Consider the following 19,788-nt stretch of genomic DNA (forward strand, 5'->3'; position numbering starts at 1 on the left):
AACTTGCTGTGTTTTCTAATCAATCATATTGCCAGCAGGTTTTATCTTTTGTATTGAATCGAGGCTAATTCTCAGATGTTTTACAATATAACCATCCCGAAACGGTGTACTTTTCTATTAAGAAAAATAGCTTGCTGTTTATTAGGGACAACAGCGCTAGTTTCTGCCAGTTCATACGCGACTGGCCCGATCTCCGCTTCAGAATCATTGACGCTACTGACTGTAATTGAACGTGTTCAATTACAGCATCCTTCTTTGAAAACTTTTCAATTCAGACAACTTGCGCTTGAAGGTGAAGCGCAAACACAAGCGCTTTCGCCTGGGTTCGAATTAGGCGTAGAACTTGAAAATATTGCTGGCTCTGGCGATTTTCAAGCTGTTGATAGTGCAGAAACGACAGTGTCGTTATCATCGATAATAGAGCTTGGCGATAAATCAGATGCTCGCATAGGCATTGTGAATAGAAAACGTGCGTTACTGGATGCTGAGCAAAAGATTGCAGGGCTTGGCATACTTGCGACAACTACACGACGCTATATTGATGTGTTAGCTGCGCAATCTAAGTTGCAGCTTGCTGGTGATGCATTGAGCCTTGCTGAAGAAACGTTATTGGTGGTGCAGCAACGCGCTAAAGCGGGGGTGACTCCTGATGCTGAAGTTAAAAGAGCACAGGCGGCTGTTTATAATACCAGGCTGATTGCAGAAACCCATTTACATCAACTTGATTACGCAAAATTAGCACTCAGTATGATGTGGGGAGAAACTCAGGTTAACTATGAAACCATTGAAGGCAGCTTATTTGAGTTCACCGACGATGTTGCATTAGCACCTTTATTTGAAAAGGTGAAATATAGCCCAGCAATCGAAGCTTATTTAACTCAAGCTCAGCTAAAAGAAGCCGAATTACGGTTTGTTCAATCGCAATCGAGTACTGATGTCAGTTGGTCGGTTGGCGTAAAACAAATGCAGCAAACCAACGATATGGCATTTTCGGCAGGGTTCAGTGTGCCCTTGTTCAGTGGTGAACGAAATACGGGCGCTGTCATTTCGGCTCAAGCAGCAAAAGATGAAGTGCTGATTAATAGAGAGATTGCCTTACGAGAATTGTATGCACAATTATATCGTGCTTATGCCAATAGGCAGCAAGCCATTGTCACGGTCAATCGTTTGCAATCTAGCATTATTCCTACACTAACTTTGGCTCTAGAAGATACGCAAACGGCTTATGAGCAAGGACTATATAGCTACCTTGATTACTTAACTGCACGAGAGGAATTACTCTTTTCTCGTCGAGCATTAATTGAGGCAGCAGCTTCTGCATTGCGTTATGGCGTGGACATAGAGCAATTAATTGCTGAACCTCTTCCCGCCTCTCAACATACCTTTTTTAAAGATTTCCAAGGATTCCCCAAATGAACTTAAGAACATTCAATAACCTTTCTGTGGTTCATATTGCTGTGGCGGCAGTCTTTATGTTTGCTGTTCCAGCTTATGCATCAGGCGATCATGATCATCAAGATGTGCATTCTGAACATCACGCTAATGAGCAAGTACACGATGCTCACGGGCATGATGAACATAAAAACGAACATTCAGATAGTCACTCAGAAAACCATTCAGATGAACAAGCACATAATGATCATAAAGATGATGAGCACGGGCATGACGAGCATGGTCACGATGAACATGAAGAAGGCCAAGTGCATATCAGTGCGGAGCAAGTCACATTATCAGGGATCGTTTCGCAAACTGCTCAATCGGGTGATATCAAACAAACATTAACCTTATATGGCCGCACTGTCGTACCTGAAACGGCTATAAGCCAAGTGAGAGCAAGATTTTCAGGGCTTATTACTGAGTTTAATTTTGCCGTAGGCGACAATGTAAAAGCAGGGCAAGTGATTGCCAAAGTTGAGTCTAATGCAAGCTTAAAGCATTACTCAATAACAGCGCCGATATCGGGTGTCGTAGTCACCAGAAATGCCAATGTGGGCGAGCTCGCCACAGATAATGTGCTGCTTAGCATCATGGATGACAGTGAGTTGTGGGTTGAGTATCAGATCTTCCCTGGACAATTAACCTCAGTGTCAGTTGGTCAACAGCTTGTTATTGGGTCAGACACTGCGAGTGCGAATAAACAGCAAGTAAATTCAACAATAAAACATCTTCTCAACTCAACGAATAATCAAGCTTATACCTTAGCTCGTGCGCCACTAGACAATAAGCAAGGGCAATGGGCTGTGGGCGCTTTGTTGTCAGGTGAATTAACTTTGAGTCAGCAACCTGTGGCGATGGTTATTGATAATCGTGCTGTTCAGGTTATGGAGGGTCAACAAGTGGTGTTTGTCCGTAATGAGGAAGGGTTTGAAAAGCGGATTGTTGAGTTAGGCCAGAGTGATAGCCAGCTAACAGAGGTGTTATCTGGCATCTCTATAGGTGAAGAATATGCCGTTGAGAAGAGCTTTCTTCTTAAAGCGGATCTTGAAAAATCTAGTGCTGCCCACGTTCATTAAAGGAGACGAAATATGATTGAATCAGTTTTACGTCTTGCGATTAATCGACGCTGGATGATGATGTTTCTAGCTTTATTGCTGGTTGCTGTTGGGCTTTGGAGTTATCAGAAATTACCGATTGATGCCGTGCCAGATATTACCAATGTACAAGTGCAAATAAGCACGCGTGCTGCAGGTTATTCACCACAAGAAACCGAACAACGGATTACCTATCCAATTGAAAATGCCCTGATGGGTATTCCAAATTTGTCTAACACTCGTTCATTGTCGCGATATGGATTATCGCAGGTGACAGTCGTATTTGATGAAGGCACCGACCTTTATTTTGCTCGTAATCTAATTAGCGAGCGTTTAAATGGCATAAAAGGGGCTTTACCTGCTGGAATTGAGCCTGAAATGGGGCCTATTTCTACTGGTCTGGGCGAAATCTTTATGTACACCATCGAAGCAAAGTCGAATGCTAAACAAGCTGATGGAAGTGATTTCGATGCTACAGCGCTAAGAGAAATCCAAGACTGGATTATTAAACCGCAATTAGCTCAAGTGAAAGGAGTGACTGAAATCAACACCATAGGGGGCTTTGATAAGGAATATCACATCACGCCTCAACCATTGAAAATGTTGACCTATGGGGTTTCTTTTGTCGATATCAAAATGGCGCTGCAAAGCAATAACAGCAATCGTGGTGCAGGTTATATTGAGCGCGAAGGACAGCAACTTACAGTTCGTTCAGCCGGGCAGCTTAAAACCATTAGCGATATTAAACAGGTTGTTGTTAAGCGTATTGATAGCGCACCAATCTTAATGAGTGATGTGGCAGAGGTTGGCATTGGTAAGGCGTTAAGAACTGGCGCCGCCACTCGAGACGGAAAAGAAACCGTATTAGGCAGTGCAATGATGCTGGTGGGCGAAAACTCACGCCAAGTATCATTAGCTGTGGCCGAAAGACTGGAAGATGTTAAAGCGTCATTACCTGATGGGATTAAAGTTGAGGCAGTATACGATCGCACGACTTTGGTTGATAAAGCGGTATATACAGTTCAGAAAAATCTCGTTGAAGGTGCATTGTTAGTTATTGTGGTGCTATTCATTTTGTTGGGCAACGCAAGAGCAGCCCTCATCACTGCTGCGGTCATTCCGCTGGCAATGTTAGCGACAATGACAGGCATGGTGCAAGCTGGCGTATCTGCAAACCTGATGAGCTTAGGGGCATTGGATTTTGGCTTGATTGTCGATGGTGCGGTGATTATTGTCGAAAATGCCATTCGCCGATTAGGCCAAGCACAGGCACAAAATGGCGGGCATATATTGCCACGTAAACAACGTTTACAATTGGTGTATGAGGCAACTAATGAAGTTATTCGCCCAAGCTTATTTGGCGTATTGATCATTACCGTCGTTTATATTCCACTATTCAGCCTTACGGGTGTTGAAGGTAAGATGTTCCACCCAATGGCTGCCACCGTTGTGATGGCACTTTTAGCAGCGTTAGTGTTGTCGTTAACGCTTGTTCCTGCCGCTGTTGCTTTGTTTATGACAGGTAAGATTAGCGAAAAAGAAAGCCGGGTTATTACCTTAAGTAAATCTTTGTATAAACCATTGTTGATTGTAGCGATGAAGTTTCGCTGGTTAGTGTTGAGTGCAGCTGTAGGTTTGGTGGCATTGTCAATTTGGTTAGCCACTACGCTGGGGTCAGAGTTTATTCCACAGCTTAATGAAGAAGATATTTTGCTGCAGGCGATTCGCATTCCAGGTACAGGTTTAGAGCAATCTGTAGATATGCAAATGATGCTTGAGGATAGAATTAAACACTTCCCCCAAGTACTCAATGTATTTTCTAAAATAGGAACCCCAGAGGTGGCGAACGACCCTATGCCGCCGAATATTGCTGATACTTTCATTATGCTTAAACCTCGTAATGAATGGCCAAATCCGAAAATGAGCCATGATGCGCTTGCCGCCGATATTGTCGATGCTGTTTCTGGTCAACCTGGTAATAACTTTGAACTGACGCAGCCAATTGAAATGCGTTTTAACGAACTCATTTCGGGTGTACGTGCTGACTTAGGCATTAAAGTGGTTGGTGATGATTTACAGCAATTATTAACCTCGGCCAATGCCATTCATGAAGTGTTAGAGCAAATTGAAGGCGCATCGGATCTTCAAGTTGAGCAAGTGACGGGTTTACCAATGTTGTCAATTCAACCTGATCGCATGGCGTTAGCTCGTTATGGTTTAACGGTCAGTGAGCTGCAAGATTTTGTCGCAACGGCCATCGGTGGTGAAGAGGCAGGGCTTATTTTTGAAGGTGATCGTCGCTTTAAGATTGTTCAACGTTTACCTGAAAATATTCGTAAAGATGTAGAGAATTTACAAGCGTTACCTATTGTACTGCCACCGGGGCAGTATGTGCCTTTATCTGAAGTAGCGACATTAGATATCGCCCCATCTCCAAATCAAATCAGCCGTGAGAACGGTAAACGCCGTATTGTCGTAACAGCTAACGTGCGTGGTCGTGACTTAGGCTCATTCGTCACTGAAGCAAAACAACAAATTAGTCAGCAAGTGGATTTGCCGGCTGGTTATTGGTTGGAATATGGTGGCACATTTGAGCAACTAGAATCAGCCAGTCAACGTTTATTGATAGTGGTGCCTCTGACGCTGGCGCTTATTTTAGGCTTGTTAGTTATGGCGTTTAATTCGGTAAGAGATGCTGCCATTGTCTTTACCGGGATCCCACTTGCGTTAACAGGTGGTGTTATTTCGTTATGGTTAAGAGACATGCCGTTATCTATTTCTGCTGGTGTTGGATTCATCGCATTATCTGGTGTGGCGGTGCTTAATGGCTTAGTGCTGTTGAGCTTTATTCGGCAGTTATATCAAGAGAAAGGCGAGTTACTGAATGCCATTATTGACGGGGCATTGATTAGGTTACGTCCTGTATTAATGACGGCATTAGTGGCAGGGCTTGGCTTTGTTCCCATGGCGCTAAACATTGGTACAGGTGCTGAAGTACAACGACCTATTGCTACTGTAGTGATTGGTGGCATTATTTCATCGACAATGTTGACGCTGTTTGTGCTACCTATTTTATATCGTATGGCACATCAAGGGCGAAAGTGGGCAAAAAGTGAGTCACAAAATGCTAGCGTGAACTGAACTTTAGATTAAGAGCTAGTCCTGCATTGTTCGAGTAGTTTTGATTATTACAAGCACTTAGCAGGGCTTGTTTATGCTTATAGTTGAATAACCTCAAGACATAAAAATGGCTCTGCTGGGGGAAGCAAGAGCCAAGGACTTGATGAATCAAATAGGTTTGTTTTTATCAACTCATCAGAGATGATGAGAGTTAAATAGCTAGCGCTTTTGGAAACAATAATACATTTTCAGTATGAATATGAGCTTGTAAGTCCGCATCAAACTCGGCCAAAGTGCGGTAGCATTTTTGCCATGTGCTACAAACGCCTTCAGGGATTTGGTAATTATTGGTGAGCTCTCTTAACTGCTGCAAAACTGTGCCAGCATGATCATGCTCGTGCTCCATGGCATTAATTGGATTCCCAATATGACCAAAACAGCCATTCACTTCTTCGCCTGCTGCCAGTCTTCGCATTGCAGGAAACAATATTTGTTCTTCTTTCATTAAATGCGGCATTAAATCAGCGATTAGTGCACCGATTAGCGTGGCTAATGGTTTAATTTCAGCATGATCTTCGCCGTGGGCTTGTACCATTTTTTGCGAGTACTCAACTAACAGTGGCGCAGTTTCACGAACATACTGGTGATGAGTCGATTCAAGGTGATCAATCAAAGCGGGTATTGATAAAGTGCTTAATTGCTCAAGGTCAGTAGATGTCATAGTGATTCCAAAAGATACATTTAATTTATACATGCATTTTAAATATATCTTTAATTGAGGCAATCAAATCGATGTTTTATTGTTAGCTAGATCACATTACATAAGACTCTATACTCCTTACAGAGTACAAGTTTGATTACCCGTTAATCCACTTGAGAGGATTTGATCGCTAACCTGTTGTTGCTTAAGCATACCGCCCACTCTCAGTAATTGGTCTTGGTGGCAAATTAACCCTCGATGATCCATGCTAGGAACATCAAGCGGAATAGGCGCAAGCCATTGCATCGTTTTAAAATCAAAGGTGTATTGCAAGTTGTGTGGCTCGCTAGGACTACCGTTATAACCGATACCACTGTAATTATATGGGTTGTTGCTGCCAGCCATAAATACGGCTTGTCCATCAGCGTTATTATTAATGCCAGTCGCCGCCATACGATAGTGAGCGGTAGCTAATGGTGTCGTTCTGCTTTGATTTGTTGGCGTGGCAATAGAATAATGAGGCAATAATTGCCAACTGATCCTTAAATGATTTTGAGGATTAACTTCACCGTACAAACACACAGGTGATGATTGATAGCTTCGACGTTGACCAATATTAGCCTGCACTTTTACCCCATCACACAAGACGATTTTATTATTTACCATCGCAACGGCTTGACCAAATACTGCTGGAGCAGGAATAGGGCTAGCTTGATCCCAAGTGTTAGTTTTGGTGTCGTAAACTTGGACTAAGTTAACATTGCCATCGTTATGCCAGCCGCCAAACAAATAGATATAACGCTGCTGATATACACTCGCTGCAGTGTCATCCACAGCCACTGGCATATCTGCAATACGTTGGTATTGATTATTAAATATATCAAATTGGTAGTTATCTACAGTGCTGATTTCTTCATGGTTTTCGGCAACAGTATAACCGCCAAAAATATAGGCTTTATCTTCAAGACCAACTGCAATAGACGCTAAACGACCAGCAAGTGGGGCAACAAATGGTACGGCTTTAATGGGTTGCCATTGAGCTTCTGCTTTAGTTAAATTTAGTGCCCAGGCTTTATTGTGCACATCTTGGTAGCCCTTACCTTGAGCTAGCCCGGTAAAACTCAGCAAGTATTGACCCTGCGTAGTACTGACTTTTGCAATGGCATTATTGCTCAATGGCTCAGGTAATTTAGCGAGCGACGCGTCGTGTAAAGTGCCTGCTGACACTGCAGAAGTAAAGCAAGCCACTTGTGATGCTAAAAATAGAGCGAGTATTTGTTTCATCGAAATATCCGAAGGGGATTATTGGCTTTAGAGTACAACAATTTATTGATGAGTTAATCATTTTGTCATTCAGACCGTTTATTTCATTCCATCAAAGTTGATAGTGAAGATACGGGATATATATTTTGCTCGCTTTGTATTCTGGGCTTTTACTGGGGTGTGACACAGTGTCGCAGTATGACAATTGTAAGTTGTTTAGCACGTTGAACGGCTAAATAATTGTGTGATTACGTTAACTATTTTGCATACTACTAAAGGTTGTCATGGTGAATTCAGTGAGATTTTCTTTTTCTAAGGTCGCTTTATTGGTTTCTGCGACGTTATGTTCATTTATTTCTGTTGCCTCATCTGATATCGAAGCGAACGATATTGAAGTGAACGATATTGAAGTTAACAGTATGGCGACCGAGTCCATTGCAGCAAGCCACTCATCTTATTTGAAATCGATGGAAAAAATTAGCATTACTGGCAGTCGGATAAAAAGAGAAGAAATCACCTCAACCGCACCAATGGCAGTGTTCACCGCTGATGATATTGCCCAAATGGGCGCAACGTCAGTGGATGCAGTATTGCAAAGAATGTCTGCTTCTGCAGGGTTTGCCGGTAATCAAACTAATGCTTATTGGACTGATGGTGGTTATGGCTCAACTCAAGTGAACCTTCGAGGTCTTGGGGTAAACCGAACTTTAGTACTGCTTAATGGCAGACGAATGGTAAACAGCGGCACGGGGGCTAACTCGTCAGTGGACTTAAATACTATTCCTGTCAGCGTCATTGAGCGTATTGAAGTATTAAAAGATGGTGCTTCTGCTGTTTATGGCGCCGACGCTGTCGCAGGTGTGGTTAACATTATTACTAAAGACCAAATTGATGGTGTTGAGTTTCAAGCAAGAACGGGCATGACTGAACAAGGTGATGGCGAGCAATATCAATTTGATTTAGCAGTGGGGAAAGTTGGTGAGCGAGGCAGCGGATATATTGCGTTAAGTTATGATAAAACTGACGCGGTAGAAATGACCAGTCGCGCCCCATGTCCATTAACAGAAGTTGATGGTGAATTAGTTTGTGGCGGCAGCACTGCATTACCAGGAGGTCGTGGTTATTACTTGGATGAAAATGGCAATACAATCGGTGATGAAGTGAAATTATCACCTAATGGTAGTGATGAATATACTAGTAGCGATAGAGACAACTATTTTGAATACTTTAATGCGGTGCAGCCAAATGAGCGTTTTAATGTCTTTGCCTCAGGCGAGTACGACTTAACTGACAATGTGCAGCTATTTACAGAGGCGATGTATACCCATCGCAGTTCTACACTGCCCGCAACTCCGCAAACTGTCAGTGGTATTACAATACCAAGCTGGCATGAGTCTAACCCCACTGAGAATGATTTTTTACTTAACAGCCGCCGTTTAGCTGAAGCGCCTCGTGAATTTAATATTGAAACAGATACATGGCGAGTTGTAGCCGGTTTACAAGGGGGTTTAGACAATGGTTGGCAATGGGATGCCGCAGTTAATTACGGCAGTAATCGTGGTTCATTTGAAGTCACTAATGTGATTAACAACACTCGCTTAGGCGAGGCAACTGATTACGATAATTGCAGTGTTGATCCGAATATACCTTGTGCTGATTTTTGGGGAGAGGGCTCACTAACCCCTGAAATGCTCGATTACTTCTTATTCGATATGATGAGTGATGGAGGAAATGAACAATTAAGTCTAACTGCCAATTTAACGGGTGACTTATGGCAACTTCCTGCAGGTACTATGAGTTTTGCCACAGGTATTGAGCATCGAAAAGAAAAGGGCTGGAGTAACCCTGATCCTTTAGCAATAATTGGTGAAGCAAATACCAGCCAACAGGACCCCATTAGTGGAGAATACACCGCTGATGAAGTGTATTTAGAAGCTTATATTCCGCTGTTAGCAGATAAGCCTCTGGCTAAAGCCGTTGATTTAACCGCTGCTGTGCGTTACTCGCATTTTGATACGTTTGGCAGTGATACTAACTATAAGCTTGGTTTACAGTGGATGCTGAATGACCAGCTCACCCTTCGTACGACCAAATCGACTGCGTTTAGAGTACCTAATATTCCTGAACTGTTTGGCGGCATTAGCCAAGGTTCAATGAACACCACAGATCCTTGTAGCGACTGGAGCCTACTTGACCCAAGCTCTAATCGTTTTGCCAATTGCCAAGCTGCAGGCGTACCGATGGATTTTAACCATGAAGGCACTATATTAACTGACCGTGGTGGTAACGCAGATTTACAACCTGAAGAGGCAGACACATTCACTGTCGGTGTTGTGTGGGATGTGAGTTTTATCGAGGGGCTGAATGTCACGCTTGATTACTATGACATAAAAATTGAAAACGCAATTAACTCAGTCAATGGCTCAAGTAAACTTGCTGCCTGTTATGACAGTGCCAATATGAGCCACCCTTTTTGCAACGATGAGCACTTTATTCGCGACGAGCAAACCGGTGAAATTACCTATTTGCAAACCCAATTAGGAAATGCAGCAACAGAAGAAGTATCAGGTGTCGATTTAGCTATGTTCTATCAAAAGGACTTTGGTGAGTTCACCACAAACACCTCGTTTGAAGTCAGTTATTTAGATGAATATAACCTGCAAACTTATGAAGGTGCACCAGTAGAAGAACGGGCTGGCACCATTGGCTATGACGGCAGTTATACCAAGTGGCGTTCAAATTTGTATTTTGATATTGCTAAAGATGATTGGCGCTTTGGCTATAACATTCAATATATTGGCGAGGCGGATGATCAATACGCCGCTGCAGGTGATATTGGTGATTCTGTAGACGCTGTGACCTATCATAATACACAGCTTTATTACCAATTAACCCGTAGTTTAGGGTTCACGGCTGGTATCGATAATCTATTTGATAAACAAGCGCCATATCATCAAAGTTACACAGACGGAAACACCAACACGATGACCTATGATTTAATGGGGCGACGTTATTATCTTGCGTTGAAATGGGTAATGTAACTATTGTGAATAAGCAAATTTTTAGGGTAACTTAGCATTTGCTTATGCTTAAAGTCTTGCGAGTAGAACCACCACTAATAATAAGAAATACAGGTAACATTCGAATTTGAACTCTAGAAAAACGCTAAAAAAGGTATCGTCAGCGCAGTTTGTTCATCGTTGGTTGATGTTGCTATTGGCCATTCCGATCTTCATTTGGTGTCTCACTGGTAGCTATTTTGTACTAATGGATATCGGCTTCATTCGTAGCGACCACATTGCGATGGAGCGAGCAGACAAAATCAGCGCTTCAGCGGTCAAATACCCCATCGCAAAAGTATATCAATCATTTCCAGAAGCGAGAAAAATCACCTTAACGGTGATCAACACACAGTTGATTTACCAAGTGAAGCTCACTGACCAATCCCTGTTAATTGATGCAGCATCAGGCCAACAACTTGCAGCTATTTCAAAGTCGCAGGCAGAGCAGATATCGCAATCCTTTCAACATCAGCAATCAATATCTCCAACTGCAAAAATTCAATTTATTGGTTTGCTTAACGATAAAACCCCACTGGAGCAATTACCTTCAGAGTTAGCTGCACAGCACTTACCCGTATGGCGAGTGGTCTTTGATGATATCGGCCAATCGACGTTATATATTTCAGCGCAAACTGGCGAAGTCGTGACAAGAAGACATGAGTATTGGCGCTTGTTTGATTTATTTTGGAAGTGGCACATCATGGATTATGACGACGGTGAAGCCATTGATAATCAATTACTATTTTATACTGCCATCGCTTCTTTTATCGCTGTATTTGCTGGTGGCGTATTGGTTTGGCAGCGCCGCAAGAGGTATTGCTAATGACAATCAAAAAAATAAAACATTGGCTAAGGTTTTGTCACTATTGGCTGGGGACTGTTGTTGGCATTCAATTATTAATCTGGCTAGGAACAGGTATTTATTTCAATATCACCCCAAGTGAAGATCTGAAAGGCACTCATTATTATCGCAGTATAGCGCCGCTAGATTTAACTGCGTTTAGTAGTCATGATCTAGAGCCATTATCATCTATTCTTGAGCGATTTAAACCGATGGAGCAGGTTAGTACAATTGTGCTTAATAACCAGCCTGTGTATTTACTAGATGAGCAAGTACAGCGATATCTACACGATTGCCAACAGCAAGTATTGGTCGATGCTTATAGCGGCAAAGAAGTCCTTATTGATGCCGACTTGGCTGAATCAATCGCTTTGCAAAGTTATACTGGAGCAGGCGAAATAAAGAGTCACAGGCAATTATCTACAAGTTTTAAAGAGTGGCCCAAAGAATGTAACCCATTGTGGCAAGTCAGCATTAGTGATGATTTGAATACCCGAATTTACATTAATGCTGTCAATGGTCGATTGGTTGGCCATAAAAATGATCACACTGATTTAGCCGATTTGATGTTTAAGCTGCACTTTATGGATTACCTGCACCAAGGCAGTTTCAATAACCCCTTTAGTTGGGTGTTTGGATTAATGATGTTGCTATTGTCACTATCCGGTGTGTATTGGGTGATAGATAATTTAGTATTAAAGCGATATCGATTTAAGCTTAAGTAGCAAGTTGAGCAGCAAGTTCAAACATTAATAACAAAAAAGGCTTTCCATTTCTGGAAAGCCTTTTTAATACAACAAATTAAGAATTGCTTCTTAGTTCATGCCGTATTTTTTTAATTTTTTACGTAAAGTACCACGGTTGATACCTAACATGTTTGCAGCACGTGTTTGGTTACCACGAGTGTGTTGCATGATGATGTCTAGTAGTGGTGCTTCAACTTCACTTAAAACCATTTCATAAACTTCAGACGCTTCTTGACCGTCTAACTGAGAGAAGAAGTTTGTTACTGCACGCTTAACTGCGTCACGTAATAGTTGTGGCTTGATAGTACCGTTAGCGGTTTCAATCTTACCTACGGTTAGCTGGTGAACTTCTGTGTTAGTAGTTGTCTGATCAAACATTCTATTCTGCTCTTTATATTAAAAATTTACTAATTCATCAAAGTAACATTCCACTAGGGAATATTGCTGTTCAGCGGTTTCAAGCCTATTAAAGTCAGCACGGAACTGTCGCTGTTCTTCTTGGTTTAGGTACCATCCCATATGCTTTCGGGCAAATCGGACACCTTTGTATTCGCCGTACAATTCGTACAATTTGTTAAGGTGTTCGAGCATGATTTCTCGTTGCTCGCTCGCCTCAACTGGCGGTAATTTTTTACCTGTTTCCAAGTAGTGGTGGATTTCTCTAAAAATCCACGGTCTGCCTTGGGCTCCACGTCCTACCATTACAGCATCGGCGCCAGTGTAATCTAAGACGAACTTAGCTTTCTCTGGACTGTCGATATCTCCGTTGGCAACAACAGGGAGTGAGACATTTTGTTTTATTGCTTTAATAGTGTCGTATTCAGCAAAGCCTTTATACATGCATTGTCTCGTTCTACCGTGAACGGCGAGCGAAGCGATACCACAATCTTCTGCAATGCGGGCAATTTCAACACCATTACGATGTTCAGGTTGCCAACCTGTGCGAATTTTTAATGTCACAGGAACATCAACTGCACTAACTACAGCCTGTAAAATCTCTTTTACTAGCTGGGGATCTTGCATTAATGCCGAGCCTGCGAGCTTTTTATTCACTTTTTTCGCTGGGCAACCCATATTGATATCAATGATATGCGCACCTTGTTCAACATTGAACTGAGCTGCGTTTGCCATTAATTCAGGATCTGCACCTGCGATTTGTACTGAACGTATACCTTCTTCGCCAGAATGCATCATGCGCTGGCGGCTTTTATCGGTATCCCAAACTTCAGGATTCGATGAAAGCATTTCTGAAACCGCTAGACCTGCGCCATAGCGTAAACAGAGGTTTCTAAAAGCGCGATCGGTGACACCTGCCATTGGTGCCACAATCAGCTGATTCTTCAGTTGATACGGGCCAATTTGCATTGCGTTATTCACCTTGCTCGTCAAAGGGGCGCTATATTAGCCCTTTTTTGCCTTCCTGAAAAGGTCAATAAATGAACTAAATGTAACTTTTTTACTTGACTTTTAGTTGGAGAGTAGTCATTGCTCCCTTATGCGTAGATCTAGCTGCCATAAGGGATGCGCTGCCTTTACCGTTATTTGCGGGTACCTGTCAAGCGACTCCAGTCTTCTTTGTGAGCCGCTTCATCCATGATGAACCATTGGCTATAAAACTGTGAGATTTCTTCTGCTTGTTCTTCTAAGAGGCCTGATAAAGCTAATTTTCCGCCAGTTTTCACTTTTTCTGCAATCAGTGGTGCTAACTCGCGAAGTGGGCCAGCAAGGATGTTAGCCACCAAGATATCGGCTTGCAGATTCTCTGGTTGGTTTTCTGGTAAGTATAAAGCAAGCTTATCTGCAACGCCGTTACGTTCAGCGTTGGCAGTCGATGCATCAATCGCTTGGTAGTCAATATCAACACCTGTGACGGTTTTCGCACCAAGTTTAAGGGCGGCGATGGCTAAAATGCCCGAACCACAACCAAAGTCGATGACTTCTTTATCTGAAAGATCTAAACCGTCTAACCATTCAAGGCATAACGCCGTTGTTGCATGTGTGCCTGTACCGAAAGCTAAACCAGGATCAAGAATGACGTTGACTGCCTCTGGCTCAGGAATGTCGCGCCAGCTTGGGCATATCCATAAGCGTTGGCCGAATTTAATTGGGTGAAAGCTATCCATCCATTCGCGAACCCAGTCTTTGTCTTCAATTTGTTCAATTTTATGTTTAAACCCTTTACCTAAATAAGGCAGAGTTTCTAAAAAACTCACTGTTGGACTTAAGTCAGTGCCAGCATCAAATAATGCAATCACTATGGTGTCTTGCCAAAGTGGCGTTTCACCTAATTTAGGCTCAAAAATAGGGGTGTCTTTACCATCTTCATAGGTAATTGATACAGAACCTTGCTCCATTAAAAGATCACCGAGTGCGTCGGCGTGGTCGCTGTTAGTGCTAATGCGAAGTTGAATCCAAGGCATGGAGTTTTTCCTATGAGAATAATTTAATCGCGTATTGTACCTGCTTGAAGGCTAAAACAGCAGCATTTGATAGTGAAATATTACATATTTGCATCGAAAGGCTTGTTTTAGCACTTTTAACAACTGGTTAATGATTAACCTATTAATATTCATAACGAAATCAGTGTAACTCGTACTTTTGTTTGAATGTCACTATAAATAAATGAAAGATAAACAAAATTTTGAGTTCTTAAATTTGAACAATTTGTGATTGTGATCAAGTTCTAAAAGACGATCAATGGTAAGTGAGCTTGATCACGATTTAATTTTTATGGCCAAGGAGAAATAGGGATAGCTGATAAGCTAAATTTACCAGAAATGTGTCATTAACAGGCATGGAAACTATGACTGCTTCATCGCAAACTCAAACACAAAAGATTCATGACGTCTCGTCAAAAGGGTATTTGAACCCGATTTGGGCAGCCAGAGCCGATAAATTACAAAGTGCTACCGGGTTGTTGTTAGGCTTTTTCATTATTATGCATTTGCATTTTGAATCGAGCATTTTGATCAGCAAAGATGCCTTTTATCATGTGGCGCATTTTCTTGAAGGCAGTATGTTCAGCGACAACGGACAAGGTTTTCCTGTAACGACTAAATTCGTCTCGGCATTTATGTTAATCGTCGTATTAGTGCATGCTCTGTTTGCATTAAGACGATTCCCTGCCCAAATCCAACAATGGCGAGCACTGCGCAGCCAAATGACAATTATGCCGCACCAAGATACTAAAATTTGGTTTTGGCAGTTGATCACTGGCTTTCTTTTATTCTTCCTCGCGCCAGTGCACTTGTTTGACATGATCACTAATCCTGAAATTGGACCGCATTTATCCGCTGAGCGGGTCTATCACCAAGATGTGTGGATGCTCTATATATTGCTACTCCCTGCAGTGGTCATTCATGCCATGTTTGGTTTGTATCGCGTTGCCATTAAATGGGGCATTACCACTAAACGCATGGCTGCGTTAAAGCTTGCCAAAGTGATGGTGGTGTACTTGATGATTATTGGTATCGCTAGTTTGCTTACTTATATTTTTATCGGTCAATCATTGGAGTTACCCGTGACTCCATTTGTGCCGAGCTAAAGACTAACGAGTTGTAGATGAACCAGAGTGCATTGCATTCATGGCTCATAACGTATTTAAGGAGTATCCGTGAAAATTATATATACAGACTCATTAGTCGTCGGCGCAGGCCTTGCTGGTTTACGTGTGGCTATTGCTTCAAAAGAGCGTGGTTTAGACACAGTCGTGTTATCGCTAATTCCTGCTAAGCGTTCTCATTCAGCTGCAGCACAAGGCGGCATGCAAGCCAGCCTTGGTAATACGGTTAAAGGGATGGGCGACGATGAAGATGTTCATTTCCAAGATACTGTAAAAGGGTCTGACTGGGGCTGCGATCAAGACGTCGCGCGCATGTTTGCCCATTGTGCGCCCAAAGCGGTGCGCGAACTGGCTAACTGGGGCGTACCTTGGTCACGCATTACCGCAGGCGATCGCCAAGTGGTGGTGAATGCTGAAAAGGTGACCATTACTGAAGCAGAAAAAGCTCATGGTTTAATTAACGCCCGTGATTTTGGTGGCACTAAAAAGTGGCGTACTTGTTATACCGCTGATGGCACCGGACATTCACTGTTATATGCCGTTGATAACAAAGCCATTGAGATGGATATTCCAGTTCATGAGCGCATTGAAGCACTATCGCTTATCCATGATGGCAAACGCTGTCATGGTGTGATTGCACGCTGTTTAGTGACGGGTGAGCTACGTGCCTATATTGGTAAATCAACCACGATTGCAACTGGCGGCTATGGCCGTATTTATGAAGTGTCTACTAACGCAATTATCTGTGAAGGTATCGGCCAAGCATTGGCATTGGATACCGGCGTTGCGACGTTAGGGAACATGGAAGCGGTGCAGTTCCATCCAACAGCGATTGTGCCTGTGGGGATTTTAACCACAGAGGGCTGTCGTGGTGATGGTGGCTTATTGCGTGACAAAGATGGTCATCGCTTTATGCCAGATTATGAACCTGAAAAGAAAGAGCTGGCCTCACGTGATGTGGTTTCTCGTCGCATGACCGAACATATGCGAAAAGGCAAAGGGGTTGATAGCCCTTATGGGCCACATTTATGGCTCGATATAACCTTGCTTGGCCGTAAACACGTTGAAACCAACTTACGTGAAGTGAAAGAAATTTGCGAAAACTTCTTAGGGATTGATCCTGCAAAAGATTGGATCCCAGTTAGGCCAACACAGCATTATTCTATGGGTGGTATCCGCACTAATGCGACTGGTGAAAGTCCGCAACTTGCAGGCTTATTCAGTGTCGGTGAGGCAGCCTGTTGGGATATGCACGGTTTTAACCGCTTAGGTGGTAATTCACTGGCTGAGACCGTTGTCGGTGGGATGATTATCGGAAAATATGTGGCCGATTATTGTGAAAAAAACACCCTAGAAATCAACACTCAAGTTATTGATAACAGCATGAGCAAGTTACAAGCTGAAATTGATGACTTACTTGTAGGCGACGGCACTGAAAATGTGTTTGAAATTAAGCTCGCCATGCAACGCATTATGATGGATTACGTGGGCATTTTCCGTAATGGCACTGAGCTTGAAAAAGCCATTACCGAGTTAAAAGACTTACTGCAGCGCAGCAAGAATATTGGTCTTAAGTGTAAGAAACGCCATGCCAACCCTGAGCTAGTGGAAGCATTGCGCGTACCGCGTATGTTACGTGTTGCTTTAACCGTTGCCTGCGGTGCTAACGCACGTACAGAAAGTCGCGGAGCCCATGCCCGTGAAGATTACCCACAACGTAACGACAAAGAATGGCTTAACCGAACTTTATCAACTTGGCCTAATGAAAATGCATTGGAGCCGACGTTAAGTTACGAGCAGCTTGATGTAATGAAAATGGAATTACCACCAGGTTATCGTGGTTACGGTAATGATAATGCCGTAGCGCATCCTGATACTGCAACCCGTGAAACTCAAATCGCTGACATCCTTGCAGAGCTGGGTGACGATGCAGATCGTTTTGATAAGCAAGCGGCCATTATGCCTTTTGATTTACCTGAAACATTACGTCCTCGTAATGAAAGATTAAGTGACACGATTGCTGTGTCGGGAGAGAAGTAATGACTAGCCCACGTACGATTAGTTTTGAAATTTTTCGTTATGATCCGCAAGATCCAAACGACAAGCCAAAAATGGTGACTTACGAGATCACCGAAGCGCCAGGTATGACAGTGTTTATTGCATTGAACTTGTTACGTGAACAACAAGATCCATCGTTGCAGTTTGATTTTGTGTGCCGCGCGGGTATTTGTGGTAGCTGCGCCATGGTGATTAACGGTAAACCGACCTTGGCTTGTCGAACCTTAACGGCTAATTTCCCTGATGGCAAAATTAAACTGATGCCATTGCCTGGTTTTGAACTGATTGGCGACTTATCCGTTAACACCGGCAAATTTATGCGTCAGCTTGCTGAGCGTTTACAATTGTGGCTACAACCTGATGCGAATGATATTGATATCCATCGTTTAGAAACGCCAATGGACCCTGCTGAAGCGGCGAAACTGTATGAGTTAGAACGTTGTGTTGAGTGCGGTGTCTGTGTATCAGCTTGTGCGACTAAGCAAATGAAAGACAGCTTTGTTGGCGCGGTTGGGATGATGAAAATCGCCCGTTTTGAAATGGACAGCCGTGATACCCGTAGCGCTGAAGATTTCTATCATGTGATAGGTAATCAAGATGGTGTATTTGGCTGTATGACCTTACTAGGTTGTCAGGATGCGTGCCCGAAAGACTTGCCCCATATGCAGCAAATTGCCTATTTACGCCGTAAAATGGCGCAGACTATTGTTAGCTGTTAATTTGTAGCTAAGCATTTAAAAGCCGCTAAACAGCAATGTTCAGCGGCTTTTTGTTGATGGGCTTGGTTATTAACTATGTGATTAAATAGCGGTTGGCATATGGAATAAGCTTTGCCTTATTCCTTGATTGCTATTTGAACAAACCAAAGTCGTGGCGCTTCGCCCACACCAGACCAAAGGGGCAAAGCGCTTGCGCCCCTTTGGAAACCCTTAGCGCCCCAGACGAAAAATGCTGAAAAACGCATAATTTTCGATGGGGTTCGATCCAGCTTCAAACTTCATGTGTGCCTGCTTCGGCCGTTGCCGAAAAGGCCTAACGCTTCCGATAGGCCGTCCGTGGCCTAACGAAAGCTAACTTGGCATCCATGCCAAGCTCACGTCCTTTTCTCGATGACCTCAATTCAAATTGATTCTGAAAGGTTTTGTTCTGTGTCTATTAGTGGCGAATACAGTTAAATCGAAGAGACACTAATCCCAGCGTAGATGTGTTAATACCCTCGAAAATATGGATGTATCTGCATAAAACGCTGCGGCAGGTAATGGATTAGATTGAGCCATGCCTTTCTGTAATAGAGCTAAAATAAATGAAGTATAAAGTTAGAGGTTGTAACTCGCTTTTACTCTTTTTCTTGCTAGGGATGCGAGTTTCAGCTTATTGAATAATTTCAGTCCATTCGGGTAATAAAGGTTTGTTCGTCATCCACAAAAGCCACAAAGCCGTCGTGATAAATAAACACCCGACCACGTCCCTCAACTAGGCAGGCAAGCTGTGGGCTTAAATCTTCTTCGTTATCCTGACTTTGAAATGTACCAGTATCGGTGATTACGCCGCTGAGTGTAGGCAAATATCCATAAGTGCGCTTGGCTTGATCAATCAGGCTCAATTCACTGGCACTAGAGAAGCAAGATGGGATAGCACCTGCTTCTTCGATAAACATCGTTTTCAGTTCTTCAAAAGCTGTAATCACTAGCCAGTCGATGTCGTTAACATGATGGATAAACATTGTTTATAAATACCTAGTTTCTGGATAATTCTGATGCAGAGATTTTATCACTATCAGGGGAGAACGTAGTAGAGGTTTAGTTGGCGATTGATTACTAAATTTGGATAAAAATTTAAATCAACGTCTAAATCAAAGTCGTGGCGCTTCGCCCACACCAGACGAAAGGGAAACAACAGCATTTC

General features: G+C 42.9%; 14 protein-coding genes and 1 pseudogene. 9 read left to right on the plus strand and 6 right to left on the minus strand.

Annotated elements, in window-relative coordinates; all coding sequences use genetic code 11:
• Positions 1-75: 75 nt before the first annotated feature.
• Genes AB4153_RS18540 through AB4153_RS18550 form a run of 3 tightly spaced genes read left to right on the plus strand, consistent with a single transcriptional unit; the run spans position 76 to position 5,672 of the window.
• The gene (locus AB4153_RS18540) at positions 76-1,416 is read left to right on the plus strand and encodes a TolC family protein (protein WP_371998349.1); all 1,341 of its coding nucleotides are present in this window, start codon (positions 76-78) and stop codon (positions 1,414-1,416) included.
• On the plus strand, positions 1,413-2,513 hold the full coding sequence (locus AB4153_RS18545; protein WP_371998350.1) for an efflux RND transporter periplasmic adaptor subunit: 1,101 nt from the start codon (positions 1,413-1,415) through the stop codon (positions 2,511-2,513). The genes AB4153_RS18540 and AB4153_RS18545 overlap by 4 nt, the downstream gene beginning before the upstream one ends.
• A gap of 12 nt (positions 2,514-2,525) precedes the next feature.
• Positions 2,526-5,672: an efflux RND transporter permease subunit gene (locus tag AB4153_RS18550; protein ID WP_371998351.1), complete on the plus strand. Its 3,147-nt coding sequence runs from the start codon at positions 2,526-2,528 to the stop codon at positions 5,670-5,672.
• 190 nt (positions 5,673-5,862) lie between these two features.
• Here AB4153_RS18550 and AB4153_RS18555 read toward each other — a convergent pair.
• Both AB4153_RS18555 and AB4153_RS18560 read right to left on the minus strand, forming a co-directional pair.
• Positions 5,863-6,324: pseudogene (locus tag AB4153_RS18555) on the minus strand (hemerythrin domain-containing protein); the annotation flags it as partial.
• A 165-nt stretch (positions 6,325-6,489) separates the two neighbouring features.
• The gene (locus tag AB4153_RS18560) at positions 6,490-7,635 is read right to left on the minus strand and encodes a Kelch repeat-containing protein (RefSeq protein ID WP_371998352.1); all 1,146 of its coding nucleotides are present in this window, start codon (positions 7,633-7,635) and stop codon (positions 6,490-6,492) included.
• Between the two features lie 275 nt (positions 7,636-7,910).
• Between AB4153_RS18560 and AB4153_RS18565 the strand changes: the two genes are divergently transcribed.
• The 3 genes from AB4153_RS18565 to AB4153_RS18575 all read left to right on the plus strand — a co-directional run bounded on the left by AB4153_RS18565 (position 7,911) and on the right by AB4153_RS18575 (position 12,242).
• Entirely contained in the window at positions 7,911-10,655 is a 2,745-nt protein-coding gene (locus tag AB4153_RS18565) for a TonB-dependent receptor (RefSeq protein ID WP_371998353.1), read from the plus strand.
• Between the two features lie 106 nt (positions 10,656-10,761).
• Positions 10,762-11,499 carry a peptidase gene (locus tag AB4153_RS18570; protein ID WP_371998354.1) on the plus strand — a complete coding sequence of 246 codons (738 nt, stop codon included), beginning with the start codon at positions 10,762-10,764 and terminating at the stop codon, positions 11,497-11,499.
• Positions 11,499-12,242: a peptidase gene (locus AB4153_RS18575; RefSeq protein WP_371998355.1), complete on the plus strand. Its 744-nt coding sequence runs from the start codon at positions 11,499-11,501 to the stop codon at positions 12,240-12,242. The genes AB4153_RS18570 and AB4153_RS18575 overlap by 1 nt, the downstream gene beginning before the upstream one ends.
• 90 nt (positions 12,243-12,332) lie before the next feature.
• On the opposite strand, the gene fis is transcribed toward AB4153_RS18575, so the two are convergent.
• From fis to prmA, 3 genes are all read right to left on the minus strand, one after another.
• The gene (fis, locus tag AB4153_RS18580; RefSeq protein WP_055023591.1) at positions 12,333-12,641 is read right to left on the minus strand and encodes a DNA-binding transcriptional regulator Fis; all 309 of its coding nucleotides are present in this window, start codon (positions 12,639-12,641) and stop codon (positions 12,333-12,335) included.
• Positions 12,642-12,659: 18 nt separating this feature from the next.
• Positions 12,660-13,628 carry a tRNA dihydrouridine synthase DusB gene (dusB, locus tag AB4153_RS18585; RefSeq protein ID WP_102529534.1) on the minus strand — a complete coding sequence of 323 codons (969 nt, stop codon included), beginning with the start codon at positions 13,626-13,628 and terminating at the stop codon, positions 12,660-12,662.
• Positions 13,629-13,801: 173 nt separating this feature from the next.
• The gene (gene prmA / locus AB4153_RS18590; protein WP_102529535.1) at positions 13,802-14,683 is read right to left on the minus strand and encodes a 50S ribosomal protein L11 methyltransferase; all 882 of its coding nucleotides are present in this window, start codon (positions 14,681-14,683) and stop codon (positions 13,802-13,804) included.
• Between the two features lie 383 nt (positions 14,684-15,066).
• Here prmA and AB4153_RS18595 point away from each other — a divergent pair, with 383 nt between their 5' ends.
• The 3 genes from AB4153_RS18595 to AB4153_RS18605 all read left to right on the plus strand — a co-directional run bounded on the left by AB4153_RS18595 (position 15,067) and on the right by AB4153_RS18605 (position 18,602).
• On the plus strand, positions 15,067-15,807 hold the full coding sequence (locus AB4153_RS18595; RefSeq protein ID WP_102529536.1) for a fumarate reductase cytochrome b subunit: 741 nt from the start codon (positions 15,067-15,069) through the stop codon (positions 15,805-15,807).
• Between the two features lie 69 nt (positions 15,808-15,876).
• The gene (locus AB4153_RS18600) at positions 15,877-17,865 is read left to right on the plus strand and encodes a fumarate reductase flavoprotein subunit (protein WP_371998356.1); all 1,989 of its coding nucleotides are present in this window, start codon (positions 15,877-15,879) and stop codon (positions 17,863-17,865) included.
• A complete protein-coding gene (locus tag AB4153_RS18605; protein ID WP_102529538.1) occupies positions 17,865-18,602 on the plus strand; it encodes a fumarate reductase iron-sulfur subunit in 738 nt (245 codons plus the stop codon). The genes AB4153_RS18600 and AB4153_RS18605 overlap by 1 nt, the downstream gene beginning before the upstream one ends.
• Positions 18,603-19,267: 665 nt before the next feature.
• On the opposite strand, the gene AB4153_RS18610 is transcribed toward AB4153_RS18605, so the two are convergent.
• The gene (locus AB4153_RS18610; RefSeq protein ID WP_248956840.1) at positions 19,268-19,606 is read right to left on the minus strand and encodes a cytosolic protein; all 339 of its coding nucleotides are present in this window, start codon (positions 19,604-19,606) and stop codon (positions 19,268-19,270) included.
• Positions 19,607-19,788 lie beyond the last annotated feature (182 nt).

It is taken from the genome of Shewanella sp. 10N.286.52.E4 (assembly GCF_041468785.1).
GTDB classification, from domain to species: Bacteria; Pseudomonadota; Gammaproteobacteria; order Enterobacterales; family Shewanellaceae; genus Shewanella; species Shewanella electrodiphila.

Coding starts and splice junctions, on each gene's coding strand:
- AB4153_RS18540 (WP_371998349.1), top strand. CDS start 76: ATGTTTTACAATATAACCATCCCGAAACGGTGTACTTTTCTATTAAGA.
- AB4153_RS18545 (WP_371998350.1), top strand. CDS start 1,413: ATGAACTTAAGAACATTCAATAACCTTTCTGTGGTTCATATTGCTGTG.
- AB4153_RS18550 (WP_371998351.1), top strand. CDS start 2,526: ATGATTGAATCAGTTTTACGTCTTGCGATTAATCGACGCTGGATGATG.
- AB4153_RS18560 (WP_371998352.1), bottom strand. CDS start 7,635: ATGAAACAAATACTCGCTCTATTTTTAGCATCACAAGTGGCTTGCTTT.
- AB4153_RS18575 (WP_371998355.1), top strand. CDS start 11,499: ATGACAATCAAAAAAATAAAACATTGGCTAAGGTTTTGTCACTATTGG.
- fis (WP_055023591.1), bottom strand. CDS start 12,641: ATGTTTGATCAGACAACTACTAACACAGAAGTTCACCAGCTAACCGTA.
- dusB (WP_102529534.1), bottom strand. CDS start 13,628: ATGCAAATTGGCCCGTATCAACTGAAGAATCAGCTGATTGTGGCACCA.
- prmA (WP_102529535.1), bottom strand. CDS start 14,683: ATGCCTTGGATTCAACTTCGCATTAGCACTAACAGCGACCACGCCGAC.
- AB4153_RS18595 (WP_102529536.1), top strand. CDS start 15,067: ATGACTGCTTCATCGCAAACTCAAACACAAAAGATTCATGACGTCTCG.
- AB4153_RS18605 (WP_102529538.1), top strand. CDS start 17,865: ATGACTAGCCCACGTACGATTAGTTTTGAAATTTTTCGTTATGATCCG.
- AB4153_RS18610 (WP_248956840.1), bottom strand. CDS start 19,606: ATGTTTATCCATCATGTTAACGACATCGACTGGCTAGTGATTACAGCT.